This window comes from Marinobacter aromaticivorans, assembly GCF_002806975.1.
GTDB classification, from domain to species: domain Bacteria; phylum Pseudomonadota; class Gammaproteobacteria; order Pseudomonadales; family Oleiphilaceae; genus Marinobacter; species Marinobacter aromaticivorans.
On the sequence record NZ_NIHD01000002.1, the window covers coordinates 505,404 to 518,592 of the forward strand.

At 54.6% G+C, this 13,189-nt stretch carries 12 protein-coding genes and 1 riboswitch; of the genes, 10 read left to right on the plus strand and 2 right to left on the minus strand.

The genetic code is table 11. The features are described 5' to 3' along the window. The first annotated feature begins 56 nt into the window (after window positions 1-56). The gene (nhaB, locus tag CDH48_RS05095; RefSeq protein ID WP_100687630.1) at window positions 57-1,562 is read left to right on the plus strand and encodes a sodium/proton antiporter NhaB; all 1,506 of its coding nucleotides are present in this window, start codon (window positions 57-59) and stop codon (window positions 1,560-1,562) included. A gap of 189 nt (window positions 1,563-1,751) precedes the next feature. Beyond that, window positions 1,752-2,507 (plus strand): substrate-binding periplasmic protein, encoded by a 756-nt coding sequence (locus CDH48_RS05100; RefSeq protein WP_227520944.1) that lies wholly within the window; start codon window positions 1,752-1,754, stop codon window positions 2,505-2,507. Window positions 2,508-2,513: 6 nt separating this feature from the next. Here the strand turns inward: CDH48_RS05100 and CDH48_RS05105 are convergent, their stop codons facing one another. Further along, a complete protein-coding gene (locus CDH48_RS05105) occupies window positions 2,514-3,251 on the minus strand; it encodes a DUF3047 domain-containing protein (RefSeq protein ID WP_100687632.1) in 738 nt (245 codons plus the stop codon). 81 nt (window positions 3,252-3,332) lie between these two features. Further along, window positions 3,333-3,529: riboswitch (cobalamin riboswitch) on the plus strand. A gap of 148 nt (window positions 3,530-3,677) precedes the next feature. On the opposite strand from CDH48_RS05105, the gene CDH48_RS05110 reads away from it, so the two are divergent. From CDH48_RS05110 to CDH48_RS05120, 3 genes are all read left to right on the plus strand, one after another. Beyond that, complete coding sequence (locus CDH48_RS05110; RefSeq protein WP_100687633.1) at window positions 3,678-6,446, plus strand: ribonucleoside-diphosphate reductase subunit alpha; 2,769 nt, start codon at window positions 3,678-3,680, stop codon at window positions 6,444-6,446. 190 nt (window positions 6,447-6,636) lie between these two features. Next, the gene (locus tag CDH48_RS05115) at window positions 6,637-7,746 is read left to right on the plus strand and encodes a ribonucleotide-diphosphate reductase subunit beta (protein WP_264754753.1); all 1,110 of its coding nucleotides are present in this window, start codon (window positions 6,637-6,639) and stop codon (window positions 7,744-7,746) included. A gap of 98 nt (window positions 7,747-7,844) precedes the next feature. Beyond that, window positions 7,845-8,162: a YrhK family protein gene (locus CDH48_RS05120; protein ID WP_227520945.1), complete on the plus strand. Its 318-nt coding sequence runs from the start codon at window positions 7,845-7,847 to the stop codon at window positions 8,160-8,162. On the opposite strand, the gene CDH48_RS05125 is transcribed toward CDH48_RS05120, so the two are convergent. Then, window positions 8,159-9,145 carry an integron integrase gene (locus CDH48_RS05125; protein ID WP_100687636.1) on the minus strand — a complete coding sequence of 329 codons (987 nt, stop codon included), beginning with the start codon at window positions 9,143-9,145 and terminating at the stop codon, window positions 8,159-8,161. The genes CDH48_RS05120 and CDH48_RS05125 overlap by 4 nt on opposite strands. 796 nt (window positions 9,146-9,941) lie before the next feature. On the opposite strand from CDH48_RS05125, the gene maoP reads away from it, so the two are divergent. The 5 genes from maoP (at window position 9,942) to CDH48_RS05155 (ending at window position 12,694) form a co-directional block, all read left to right on the plus strand. Further along, the gene (maoP, locus tag CDH48_RS05135) at window positions 9,942-10,292 is read left to right on the plus strand and encodes a DUF413 domain-containing protein (protein ID WP_100687638.1); all 351 of its coding nucleotides are present in this window, start codon (window positions 9,942-9,944) and stop codon (window positions 10,290-10,292) included. Between the two features lie 106 nt (window positions 10,293-10,398). Beyond that, on the plus strand, window positions 10,399-10,584 hold the full coding sequence (locus tag CDH48_RS05140; RefSeq protein ID WP_100687639.1) for a hypothetical protein: 186 nt from the start codon (window positions 10,399-10,401) through the stop codon (window positions 10,582-10,584). A 186-nt stretch (window positions 10,585-10,770) separates the two neighbouring features. Beyond that, window positions 10,771-11,064 (plus strand): hypothetical protein, encoded by a 294-nt coding sequence (locus CDH48_RS05145; RefSeq protein ID WP_100687640.1) that lies wholly within the window; start codon window positions 10,771-10,773, stop codon window positions 11,062-11,064. A 487-nt stretch (window positions 11,065-11,551) separates the two neighbouring features. Next, window positions 11,552-11,992, plus strand: a complete 441-nt coding sequence (locus tag CDH48_RS05150) for a hypothetical protein (RefSeq protein ID WP_100687641.1) — start codon at window positions 11,552-11,554, stop codon at window positions 11,990-11,992. A gap of 141 nt (window positions 11,993-12,133) precedes the next feature. Continuing rightward, window positions 12,134-12,694 (plus strand): hypothetical protein, encoded by a 561-nt coding sequence (locus CDH48_RS05155; protein ID WP_100687642.1) that lies wholly within the window; start codon window positions 12,134-12,136, stop codon window positions 12,692-12,694. The last annotated feature ends 495 nt before the right edge of the window (window positions 12,695-13,189 follow it).

Genomic DNA, 13,189 nt, shown 5'->3' on the forward strand with positions numbered 1-13,189 from the left:
AGATACCGGCCTGACGCCACATACTTTTTCGCCCGCTAACCCAGAAGAACTCCGCAATGCCCACAACCATATTTTCAGCCTTTACCAGCAATTTTCTGGGCAAGGCGCCCGTCTGGTACAAACAGATCATCGTACTGTTCCTGATCCTTAATCCCATTGTCATGTTCCTGCTGGGACCGGTTACGGCAGGCTGGTTACTCATTGCCGAGTTTATCTTTACACTTGCCATGGCGCTGAAGTGCTATCCGTTATTGCCCGGTGGTTTGCTGGCAATCGAAGCGCTGCTGATAGGGCTGACCACAACGGATGCGGTGTATCTGGAAGTGTTGACCAATTTCCCGGTTATTCTGCTGCTGATGTTCATGGTGGCGGGCATTTATTTCATGCAGGATTTGCTACTGGTCGCCTTTACCCAGATCCTGGTGGGCGTGCGCTCCAAATCTGCGTTATCCATGCTGTTCTGCAGTGCAGCAGCACTGCTTTCTGCGTTTCTCGATGCACTTACCGTAACCGCCGTTATTATCAGCGTCGCCGTTGGTTTCTTCTCTGTGTATCACAAAGTTGCCTCCGGCAAAGGTTATCAAAGCAGTGATCATAACGCCGACAGCGATGATGAGGTGATTGAACTGCACCGCGACGATCTGGAGAACTTCCGGGCCTTTTTGCGCAGCCTGCTGATGCACGGAGCCATAGGTACAGCGCTTGGCGGCGTTGCCACTATGGTGGGCGAACCCCAGAACCTGCTGATCGCCAAGGTTGTGGGCTGGGATTTCATCGGCTTTTTCCTGCATATGGCACCGGTTAGCATGCCGGTGCTGGTGGCGGGCCTGACCACCTGTTGGGTACTGGAGAAGATGCGATGGTTTGGCTATGGCGGTCGGCTGCCCAAGCCGGTTCGACGAGTGCTGGAAGAGTTCGCTGAGAATGAGCGCACCAAGCGCACGAAAGCAGACCAGGCTGCGCTCTGGGTACAGGCGTTCGCGGCGGTGATTCTGGTAGTGGGCCTGGCCCTGCATCTGGCGGAAGTGGGCTTGATCGGGTTGCTGGTGATTATTCTCATTACCTCGTTCACTGGTGTGACCAGTGAGCACCAGATTGGCAAGGCCTTCCAGGAATCCCTGCCGTTTACATCTCTGCTGGTTGTGTTTTTTGCGGTGGTGGCGGTTATCCACGAGCAGCATCTGTTCAAGCCAGTGATTGATTACGTACTGTCACTTCCGGAGGGGCAGCAGCCGGGCATGTTCTTTATTGCCAACGGCCTGCTTTCCATGATCAGCGACAACGTATTTGTCGCAACGGTGTATATCAGTGAAATCAAGCAGGCACTGGATGCGGGCAGTATCAGTTATGAACATTTTCAAAGTCTTGCCGTTGCCATTAACACGGGTACCAATCTTCCAAGCATAGCAACGCCTAACGGGCAGGCCGCCTTCCTGTTTCTGCTGACCTCAGCCATAGCGCCGCTGGTTCGGCTTTCCTATGGCAGAATGGTGGTTATGGCGTTTCCTTACACCGTTGTGATGGGTGGTGTAGGGCTGTATTCGGTGATGTTTCATATCTGATGGCTTTGCCCTTTTTGTTCAGGGCGCAAGGCCTGGAGGGTTCCGATTCCCTTCAGAACAAAACTCCGCTTACACTTAACGTGTCAGCATCACCAACGTATCGGTACTATGTGCAAATCCTGGAATCCATATTTCGCCCCAATAACGCGCCGGCGGATCTCAGCCTGGCTCGCGATGGCGCTCGCGTTATTGGCCAATACGCTTCTCCCGGTGCCGGTGTTGGCCGGTGAGGGTCAACCGGCACTGCGTATCGGTTATATCGAATTTCCTCCCTTCGAATACCAGAATGAGAGGGGCGAGCCGGCTGGCCATTATATTGAGCTCACTCGTAAAGTTGTTCAGGAAGCGGGTTACGAGGCTGAGTTTATTTACCTGCCTGTTAGCCGTGTTTATCTGTATCTGAAAAACGGAACACTGGATCTGTGGCCAGGGCTTTCAGGGATACCCAGCCTGGAGGGGGAGGTGCTTGAAAGCTGGGCGAATGTCTATCCGGCGCAGCTAAGAGCCTGGTATCTCGAGACTTCAGAGCCCCTGACCCATTTTCAACAGCTGGAGGGGAAAACCGTTATTGTGATCAGTGGCTACACCTACGGTGGGCTGCTTTCGTGGCTTAAGGGGTCTGGTCATATACAAGTTACGGAAGCACCCAACAACCGCGCCGCGATCGAAATGCTCAAGCTCAAACGTGGCGATTACGTTCTGGATTACCGGCAGCCAGTGGAGGAAATTCTTACAGAACCCGCCGACAGCGGAATTCGCAGTTCGGAAGTGCGGTCACGCTATGCTGCCTGGTTGTATTCAATGGCAAGTCCCAGTGCCGCGTTGCTCAGGGAGGAGCTGGACGATGCCTACCTGCGCCTTGTTAACCGGGGTGAGGTTGCGCCTGTGCAAGAATTCAGCGCGGGTTTCGTAATACCCGGATTCCCGGAAGAATATCACCCGTAGGGGGTTCTAATCCGTGTTAGTGGGGGCCAGTACAATATCGCCATACCAGGCGTTTGCCTGCTCCCCGGTGTTGTCGGAATCCGACATCACGGCGATACCCCGAATCGGCGGTGGATTTTCCCCGAAAGCCTTGCGGTAGTCCGCCACAATATCCCGTTCGATGCTCACCCACTCCCCGGCGCGTTCACTGCCTGAGTTGACGGCAATCATCATGGTTTTTTCGGTATAGGGGTTAGCAATGAACGTGCCCTCCGGAAGAGTATTTGCCCAGATGTAGTTCAGCGCATTGCCTGGCAACTCCTCTCCAAACAGCACCTCTACCGTTTTGCGTTTTGCCCTCTCGAAAAAACCGGCTTTCTCCGGCTCGAATTCGAAGGCGACGTAGATTCGGGCAGGGTAGTCATCGCCGGACTTTTCCCGGGCATCGCCGTTTTCATACACGTTGGATACCTTCCAGCGCCAACGCAGCAACAGCGAGCCTTCCGGTTCAATATTCATACGGGTGATCAGGCCGGAAGCGCCGCCGGAGGTGTGTGCTTTTACTACCTGAGAGCCATCCTCGTGAACCAGCTCGTAACGGGAGTGCCGTTTAATCTTGGGAAACTCCAGGGGCTCCCAGCCATCCGACAGTGACGCCATTTTCGAGAATGCAGGCAGTGATGCCCCCTGCGCAAGCAGGTGTGGAGCCACCAGTGGGGTTATTGCGAGGAACAGCCAGATAACAGGGCCGGTGATGGTTCGCATGAAATCGTCTCCCATTGCAGCAGTTTTATGGTGGACCGGTGGATTGAAAAAACATGCCTTGTTTCTGATCGATTTCCCTTATATAGTGCCCAAATCCTTGGTTGAATACCAAATATGGTATTCGGGAATCCGGTGAGACTCCGGAACTGACGCGCAGCGGTATTGGGGAACGAGCGTGGCATAAAGACACTGGCGCAAGCCGGGAAGTCGCCACGCAAGGCAGAACCAACAGGTTCATGCCCCTGAGTCCGAAGACAAGCCGGGGAATACACACTGCACCTTCGCGACTCAGGCGCCGGCACTTGGCCCTGTAAGGTGAGCAGCAACGAACAAGGCACGGCACAGCCATGAACGGGTGGCTGGCGTGCGGGTTTGTCCTGCGTACGCGAAGGTTGTGGAACACACGCGTATTCAGGAGAACACAGCATGTCTGCGACAGCTCTGGCCGAACCCCGGCCCTCATCGCCATCCAGCACCGACGCCCTTCAGGTTATCAAGCGTAATGGCAACCTGGTCAGCTTTACCCCTTCCAAAATCAGCGTGGCCGTAACCAAAGCCTTTCTCGCCGTTGAAGGCGACCAGGCCGCTGGCTCTGCCCGTATCAACGATGCTGTTCACCGGGTAACCGAGCAGGTGGTGCAGGCCATCAGCCGTCGCCTGAAAGCCGGTGGCCGGGTACATATCGAAGACATACAGGACCAGGTAGAACTGGCCCTGATGCGCGCGGAAGAGCAGAAAGTCGCCCGTGCCTACGTACTTTACCGGGAACAACACGCCCGCGAGCGCGCCCTGCATGAGCCGGTTGAAGCCCATCCAACCCTCACTGTAAAGCAAGCCAATGGCCGCACCGCGCCGCTGGATCTGGGCCTGATGAAGCAGCAGGTAGACAAGGCGGCCTTCGGCCTGGAAGCTATCGACGGCGATTCCCTCGTGGAAGACGCCATCCGCAACCTGTACAACGGCATCGACGAAGCGGAAGTTCTGAGCGCCCTCATTATGACCGCCCGTGGCCGCATCGAACGGGAGCCGGACTACAGCGCCGTTACCGCCCGACTGCTGCTGGAGCAACTGCGCCTGGAGAGCGTCACCGCATTGAAGCTGGACACCAGCCTCACCCTTGCTGAAGTGTACCCACAAGCCCTGAGTACCTTTATCCATGCCGGTATCCGCTACGAACTGCTGGATGACGCCATGGCCGCGTTTGATCTGGAGCGCCTCGGTGCGGCACTGAAACCGGAGCGCGATCTGCAATTTGGCTTCCTCGGCCTGCAAACCCTGTACGACCGTTACTTCCTGCACTGGAAAGACGACCGCCTGGAACTGCCTCAGGTGTTCTTCATGCGCGTGGCCATGGGCCTGGCTTTGCGTGAAGACGACCCCAACGCCCGCGCCATAGAGTTCTACAACCTGCTGTCATCCTTCGACTATATGGCCTCCACACCCACGCTGTTCAACAGTGGCACCCGCCACTCCCAGCTGTCGTCCTGCTATCTCACCACCGTGGGCGACGACCTGGAGACTATTTATGGCTCCATCCGCGATAACGCCATGCTCTCCAAATGGGCTGGCGGCCTGGGCAACGACTGGACACCGGTACGCGCCCTGGGCTCTCGCATAAAAGGCACCAACGGCAAGAGCCAGGGCGTGGTTCCGTTTCTGAAAGTAGTGAACGACACCGCCGTTGCTGTAAACCAGGGCGGCAAGCGCAAAGGTGCGGTATGCGCTTATCTGGAAAGCTGGCACCTGGACATCGAGGAGTTTCTGGAACTGCGTAAAAATACCGGCGACGAACGCCGCCGCACTCACGACATGAACACCGCCAACTGGGTGCCGGACTTGCTGATCGAGCGCATGCGCCAGGATCGTGACTGGACCCTGTTCAGCCCTAGCGACGTACCCGATTTGCACGACCTGTACGGCAACGCCTTCCGCGAACGTTACGAGCACTACGAAGCCCTCGCCGCACAGGGCAAAATCAAGCTGTTCAAAACCATCCCGGCCAAACAACTGTGGCGCAAAATGCTCACCGTGCTGTTTGAAACCGGGCACCCCTGGATCACCTTCAAAGACCCCTGCAACCTGCGCTCGCCCCAGCAGCACAAAGGCGTGGTGCACAGCTCCAACCTGTGTACCGAAATCACCCTGAACACCAGCGCCGATGAGATCGCCGTGTGCAACCTGGGCTCGGTGAACCTGGCTGCCCACATCAGCAATGGCGAGCTGGATGTGCAGCGCCTTGAGCGCACCGTAAACACCGCCGTGCGCATGCTCGATAATGTTATCGACATCAACTTCTACGCCGTACCCCAGGCCCGCAACTCCAACCTGAAACACCGCCCGGTGGGCCTGGGCCTGATGGGATTCCAGGACGCTCTCTATGCACTGGGCCTGCCTTACACCAGCCCGCAGGCGGTGGAGTTTGCCGATGTGGCCATGGAGCAGTTGAGTTACTTCGCCATTCGCGCATCCGCCCAGCTGGCGGCAGAACGGGGCGCTTATGAAAGCTATGAAGGCTCACTGTGGAGCCAGGGCATACTGCCCATCGACTCCATCGAACTGCTGAAAAACGCCCGCCTTGAAGGCGACCTGAGCGTGAACACTGAAAGCCGTCTGGACTGGACACCCGTGCGGGAGCTGATCGCCCAACACGGCATGCGCAACAGCAACGTGATGGCCATTGCGCCCACCGCCACCATCTCCAACATCGTAGGCGTGTCCCAATCCATCGAACCGGCGTACCAAAACCTGTTTGTGAAATCGAACCTCTCCGGCGAATTCACCGTGGTCAACCCATCCCTTGTGCGTGACCTCAAGGCCCAGGGCCTGTGGGACAACGTGATGGTGAACGACCTGAAATACTACGACGGCAGCGTGCAGCAAATTGACCGCATACCCACCGAACTCAAAGCCCGCTACGCCACCGCGTTTGAAATAGACGCCCGCTGGCTGGTGGAAGCCGCCGCCCGCCGCCAGAAATGGCTGGACCAGGCCCAGAGCCTGAATCTCTACATGGCCGAACCCAGTGGTAAAAAACTGGATGAGCTGTACCAACTAGCGTGGGAGCGTGGCCTGAAAACCACCTACTACCTGCGCTCGCTGGGCGCGACGGGCGTGAACCAGCAGGATGCCCCCATGGCTGCGCCCCAACCACAGGTGTGCAGCATTGATGAACCGGATTGCGAGGCGTGTCAGTAGCCCGCTGAACGGGGATAGATCTGACGCAAAACATTCCCTCTCCCCCCGCGGGAGAGGGTCAGGGAGAGGGGGAGCGGCTGCCCCTCAACTCGAAGAACCGCTCTGGTCATCCCTCCCGAAAATGTCTGTAGCCAAGGATGGCTACAGCCAAGCTCCCCATGGATGGGTTCACGAGTGGTTTTCGGGAGGGATGACCAGAGCGGTTCCACACCAAAATTGCAGACTTACCACTAAGAGGACACCACCCATGCTGAACTGGGACGACGAAACCAACACCCAAACCAAGCCAGCCAAAGGCCCGGTACCCGTTAACGCCGACGACAAGCGCGTCATCAACGGCGAAACCGACATCAACCAGTTGGCCCCCTTCAAGTACCCCTGGGCCTGGGAGTTCTTCATGAACGCCAACAAAAACCACTGGACGCCGCTCGACGTGAACATGGCGCAAGACGTTCACGACTACCACCACCGCCTGAGCCCGGCAGAAAAGCACGTGTTCGAAAACGTGGTGGCATACCTCACCACCTCCGACATACTGGCCATGCGCAACATCGGCCTGGCCGTAATGGAAAAAATGACCGCGCCAGAGCTGCAAATTTACCAGGCGCGTCAGGTGTACGAAGAAGCCATGCACACCTGGGCCTACCAGCACTGCATAGAAACACTCAACCTGGACCAGGGTGAAATCTACAACCGCTACCGCGTAGTGCCGCAAATCAACGCCAAAATCCAGATGGCCAACCGCCGCCTGGACGCCGCCATGCGCCCAGACATCAACCTGCGCAACAAAGACGACCTGCAGGAATTCATCATGTCGTACCTGTTTTTTGCGGCGGTGTTTGAAGGCTGCTGGTTCTACAACGGCTTCAGCCCCATCTTCGCCCTGCAACGCCGGGGCCTGATGCGGGGCACCGGCGAGCAGTTCCAGTACATACTGCGCGACGAAGCCATGCACTTCGCCTTCGGCCTGAAAGTGGTGAACCAGATACTGGAAGAAGAAAACATCAGTTTCGACCCCAAAGCCGTGCGCGAGATGTGGGAAGAATCCGAAGCCGCTGAGCGCGATTACGCCAACTACATCCTGCGCGATCCGATACTGGGCTACTCTGCGGAATACCACACCGAACAATTCCGCTTTGTGGCTAACCGAAGAGCCCGCACCGTAGGGCTGGAAGAGCCGTTCCCGGGGGCGAAAAACGTATCGCCCTGGCTGGATGAGCAGGCGACCATGCGTAAGGAGAAGAATTTCTTTGAAACGCGGGTGATTGAGTACCAGACTGGTGCTCAGTTAGAGTGGTAAGGCTGCGTTGCCGGTCGGAATACCCGCCGGAACAATCGGCTCGCCCGCCTCCGGCGCCACCACATCGGCAATCTGGCCGACCGGAGCCGTCGGATCGTATGGCGAGCTTGCACCCTTGTCTATCGGAGATCCTGAGCCACATGGTTGAAGACGCTACCGACAGCCCACTCACCCTGAAGTTTGGGCACAAAGAGCTGATCATTCGTCGCCGCTACGAAGTAATCAGCATTATCAATGATTTCCTTATCGCCATCTGGTTTCTGGTGGGCAGCATCCTGTTTCTGTTCCCGGAGTACGAGAAGGCGGCTGTCTGGCTGTTCATCGTAGGCAGTTTTCAGTTCCTGATTCGCCCGACCATTCGGCTCGTCAGTCACCTCCATATACAGCAAATTCCTGCCAGCAACTGGGAAAGCTAGAAGCCCCCGTCCACCGGACTGCGAACACCAAAACCACCTTTGCGAACAACATGAGTGTAGATTTCCGTGGTGCGCAGGTCCGAGTGGCCAAGGAGTTTCTGAATGGTGCGAAGATCATAGCCGGCCTCCAGCAACCGCGTGGCAAAACTGTGGCGAAAGGTATGACTGCCCGCGAGTTTGCGGATTCCTGCCGCCTGGATAGCGCGACGAAAGTGCTTTTGAACCGTTCGGTCCAGTAGATGATGTCGCCTGTGAATGCCTGAACGAGGGTCCCTAGAAAGCGTCTGTGCAGGAAAGATATACTGCCAGCCCGGCTCCTGACTGGCATTCGGATATTTACGTGCGAGGCCTGCCGGAAGATACACAGAGCCAAATCCTTTCGAAATATCCGCCTGATGCTGGTGCAGAGCGGAATCGATCTGTTGTTTCAACGGCTCCACGAGGCGATCCGGAAGCAGCGTGATTCGATCTTTAGCGCCTTTGCCGCTGCGAACAATCAACTGCTGCATATCAAAATCAACATCTTTAACCCTGAGGCGCAGGGCCTCGTTAATACGTAAACCGGAGCCGTACAGGAGCATGGCAACAAGCTTGTAGTCTCCGCTCAGGTTGCCAATAACAGAGCGGGCTTCTTCCGCACTGAAGACCGTTGGGAGCTTTACGGGCTTTCTGGAATGCTCGAAGTTCAGATCATCCAGAGGTTGGCCCAGGAACTCTCTATACAGAAATACCAATGCGTTCAGAGCGACCCTCTGGGTAGAAGCGCTTGCATTTGCCCTCAAAACCAGATGAGACAAAAATGCTTCGACCTCTTTAGAACCCATAACTTCAGGATGCTGGAGATCGTGGAAGCGGATAAAGCGTTTGATCCAGAACAGGTAGGTTTTCTCTGTTTTATACGCCATGCCTCTTAGCCGTATAAAAGCCCGAACCCTGTCCAGAAAACGGGTTGGCTTCGCCGGTAGCGGAGTGGGGATATCCATATGCACTCATCCTTGAATACTGTTTTTATATACAGTATAACGATTTTAACCTGAGTCAAGTAGCTGATGATTTTCGGAGTTATACGAACGCCTTCGCAAATTTCCAGAAATCACATGAGAAACGAAGCTAACTATTTGATAGGGTTTAAAAGACAAAACAGGAAGGGCGGAGTTATACGCCCATGGTAAGAGCAGGAGCGGCTCGAAAAGGGCGCATAACTCCTGCGGTAGCCGTGGTGATTTGTGCTCAATAGGCTATTTTTATTCGGGAAGTCTTGTTCTTTTGAGCGCGTTTGGATGAGGTTTTACGAACGGGTGATATACGAACGTTTTCGTATAATTAGCTGTTATATCCGAATGGAAAATCATGCTCCGGTGTAAGAGTTGTAACGCAAAACTAGAAAAGGCAGGCACTGTGAAGCTCAATGCTGCCCCGTACGTGGGCTATCCCTTTGGGGCTTTTACATGGACCGGAGACAGCCGGAGCCAACGCTCTCTCTTGCTGCTCATTCTCAGCGTTGCGCTTTCTGCCGTTTTTCAAAACGTCGTGAGTGTATTTGGAGTGCTCGTTTGTTTGGGGTATCACATACTTGTTGTCAACGACCCCAAGCAGCTTTACAAATGCCCATCTTGTCCAAAAATCTATGTCGGGCAGGGGTTGTTAGAGTTTCGTCGGGATGACAACTTGTATATCTGATATAACCAAGCCAGTCACGGCGACGCCTACTACATTGCGGCTTCGCCTCCATTCCGCAGCCGCGCGTGCTGAGCGGCGTTATGTTTCCTGGAGTGATCAGTGGCTTCAGCAGAGCACATGAAATATCGGAAAATGGAGTTTCAGCCCAACGTGCCCGATACACTCTTTTCCGAGGACGAGATCGAGCTGTTGGTCACATACGGCTCGTGGCTTGCAGCTCTCATGCGCGGGGCAATTAGTCCTGAAACACCAGCCCAAGAGCGCTTCGTCGAGGTTTGTAATGGAAACAAAAATCCGGAAAGTCAGTTTGAAAAAGTCTGGGCCAAGTACATTAAACGCAAAATCTGGGAGTCAGAAAATCCAGACTTTGTGGGCAAGCAAGAGGCTGACTTGCTGGTGAATCTGGGCATAACTGGTCGTGGCTGGGGCGTTTACGGCCATTTCAAGTAAAACATAACAAGGCGCATCAATTCGCGGCCTGCGGCCGCCGGACGCCCTTTTCATTGCGGCTGCGCCTCCATTGCAAGGGCGCCGTTGTGCGCTGGCGTTAAAGGCCTTGGCTTCGGTGTCCATTGGCTGGGTGCTGGCATCGGCTTCAGCGGTTGCCCGCAGACAGAAAACATCCCTCAGTCTGGCAACGGTTTCGCCGGCCAGTCTGGCGTACAGGTCACGGGGCAATCCGGCGCAGGATTCTGAGTTCAGCCTCTCATTCGGTGTTCTGGTTCCTGGCGCCATGGGTTAAGTTGATACACAGTATCGGGAGTAGGCATTCGGTATTGGGTGCCAGTTCAAAAACCAAGGGTAAACAGGCCCTTAACAAGTCGCATCAGTACGCGGCCTGCGGCCGCCGGACACCCTTTCCGTGGCTCCTCCGTCGCCACTCCAAGGGTGCCGCTGTGCTCAGCGTTAAAAGGTAAGGATAAACCTCATGGATGAGTTGGTAGTTGTCGTTCTGGATGCCTTAATTGGCGGTGTGGTTTTGTGGCTTGCCGCCAAAATCACATCTGTAGATTTGGCTTTGAGTGAAACCGTAATTGCAGCGGGTGGAGCTGCCGCCGTTGCTTTGGTTCCGACCGCAGGCTGGATCTTATCAATCGTTGTGCTTTTTGTGCTTCTCAAAAAGTTCAGCAAAGCCAGCATCTGGCCAGATATTATTTTGATGGTCATCGTTGGCAGGCTGGTATCGTTTGTTGCCCTCATGGCTTTGGGTGGCCTGCGATAGCTTTTAACAAGTCAATCAAGTTCGTTCCGGCCTGGCGGCCTCCACCGGACGCCCCTGTCGGGCCGCCGCTTATTTTTGGCGTTATTGGCCCGGCATTCGTGAGTTTTTAGCAGGTGCGGTGCAAAGGCCTTGGCACTGGGCTTGGTTGTAAAGCCCACTCATTCTGGTGATCGCCAAGGCCGGAAAACTTGCTGTCTGGTTTGGTTGCCACAATGGCCAGCAGTGTTGGTATTCATGGCGTGCCCCAGTCGTGGGGCCGTCCGTCTTAAACGGTTATCGGGCCGGTAGCCTTTGCGTTCTGGTTCCTTTCGTCATCCGTCGAGTTGGTGCAAGTTGTCCGGGAGAGGGCATGCGGCCTGGGTGTCAGGCTCAACCACGGTGGTGAACGGCCATTAACCAGGCGGTCAACCGGACGCCAAAAGCGTACCGCTTTTGGTTCCCTCCGCTATCGCTCCGGCGCCGGTTACCTCAGCGTTAGAAATCGCGTATGAACAGAATCATTCTTGCTGCCAAAGTTCGGTCACTACAGAAAGCCAGGGCTGAAAATGGTCAGCAGTTACAGAAGCGGCTGAAAGAGGCCAGGCAACGCGGTGTAACTGGCGATGATTTACAAGAAATCTACGCCGATTATGGGCCAGAAGATGTCTTGTATGAAGATGAGATTCACGAGTTGTGGACCAGATATCTCCGAGAGAAAGCAGAGCGGCTACTTCTGCCCCTCCCGCCAATGGATGATGAAAATTACTGGGAAGAATCCCGAGTTACCTCGCGAAGGTTACTGACCAGAAAAGGCATCGACGAGGTTCGAAGATCCATTAGAAGGGAGTTGCATGAGCGGCGTTCCAGTTGGCTTACCTGGGTTGCTGCACTCACCGGTTTGGTTGGTGCTATTAGCGGTCTGGTTGCAATAATTAGCTCAAATTTCTAACAAATTGTTCCAGTTCGTTCCGGGCCTGAAGGCCCTCCACCGGACGCCCTTTTCTCCGCTTCGCTGCAAAAAGGTCGCCGCTGAACAAAAGCGTTATATATTCTCTGTCTTGTGAGCAAAACTTATGGAATCTGTCGAGGGATGACTCTTTCTGATAAATTACTACATGCCATAATAGGTTCTTTATTGGTCATTTTTATTGCGACCTATCCAGTCAAAATGGTTGTTTCAGGAGAGATTTCGAATCTACTTCTTTGGGTGGGGTTGATTATTTCAATTCCAATAACAGTTTGGGCTTTAGTTCGGCTTTTTACTGACGGGTCTTCAGCTCGTAAACACTTCATTTCGAAAAACAGTGTTTGGTTTGGGGTATTTGCATTTACAATCGGCATTCCTATGACTGCTACGATGGCGGTGTATAAAGGTTTTCCAGTTTTCGGACATTTATTTTACTCAGAGCCAGCCATGGTTGAGGTTACAGTAGAAAGGAAAAGAAGCAGGTTCCATGTCCGGGGTTATGTCTTTTGCGAGGGCATATTTTATGCCAAAGAATTTAAGTCTTCTTTTGATAATAGTATATGTGGCTTAGAAAAAAGCGATTGGTATAACCTGCGGGTGGGAGATAAAGTGACGCTAATTGGTAATAGTTCGAGTTTTGGGTTTATGTATTCTGACTATAAAATTCATGATTTTAAAGACTAGATTGCGATATCAATATATAACCAGTCAATCAAGTGCGTTACGGCCTTTGGCCTCCACCGGACGCCCCTGTCGGGTCGCCGCTTATTTTAGCGTTAAAAGCCAAGGCCCTGGTAGTTTTTCGATGGTTGGGTGCATGGGCCTTAGCGGCAAATGCTGCGGTAGCTATAGGTTTTTGGTTATGGCCAAGGCCAGCAACTCTGTCGTCCAAGATGGAAGCCAGTATCGGCATCTTTCGGGTTATCGGCAGCGTGCCCAGGTTGCGGGGCTGTTCGCCGCAAAATTTGATCGGGACGGGTAGTTTGTTGGTTTGTATCGGTGCCGGATCGTGAGCAGGTGCGGGGCTTCTTTGGCGTTCGCATGCGGGCTGAGGGGCGAGACGGAAACCATCGGGTGAACCGGCTTCTAACCAGTAGTTGTAGTACGTTCCGGGCCGACGGCCCTACACCGGACGCCTACTACGCTGCGCTCCGTAGCCGCCGCTAAACAACAGCGTTA

Coding starts and splice junctions, on each gene's coding strand:
- nhaB (WP_100687630.1), top strand. CDS start 57: ATGCCCACAACCATATTTTCAGCCTTTACCAGCAATTTTCTGGGCAAG.
- CDH48_RS05105 (WP_100687632.1), bottom strand. CDS start 3,251: ATGCGAACCATCACCGGCCCTGTTATCTGGCTGTTCCTCGCAATAACC.
- CDH48_RS05110 (WP_100687633.1), top strand. CDS start 3,678: ATGTCTGCGACAGCTCTGGCCGAACCCCGGCCCTCATCGCCATCCAGC.
- CDH48_RS05115 (WP_264754753.1), top strand. CDS start 6,637: ATGACCAGAGCGGTTCCACACCAAAATTGCAGACTTACCACTAAGAGG.
- CDH48_RS05120 (WP_227520945.1), top strand. CDS start 7,845: ATGGCGAGCTTGCACCCTTGTCTATCGGAGATCCTGAGCCACATGGTT.
- CDH48_RS05125 (WP_100687636.1), bottom strand. CDS start 9,145: ATGGATATCCCCACTCCGCTACCGGCGAAGCCAACCCGTTTTCTGGAC.
- CDH48_RS05145 (WP_100687640.1), top strand. CDS start 10,771: ATGGATGAGTTGGTAGTTGTCGTTCTGGATGCCTTAATTGGCGGTGTG.
- CDH48_RS05150 (WP_100687641.1), top strand. CDS start 11,552: ATGAACAGAATCATTCTTGCTGCCAAAGTTCGGTCACTACAGAAAGCC.
- CDH48_RS05155 (WP_100687642.1), top strand. CDS start 12,134: ATGACTCTTTCTGATAAATTACTACATGCCATAATAGGTTCTTTATTG.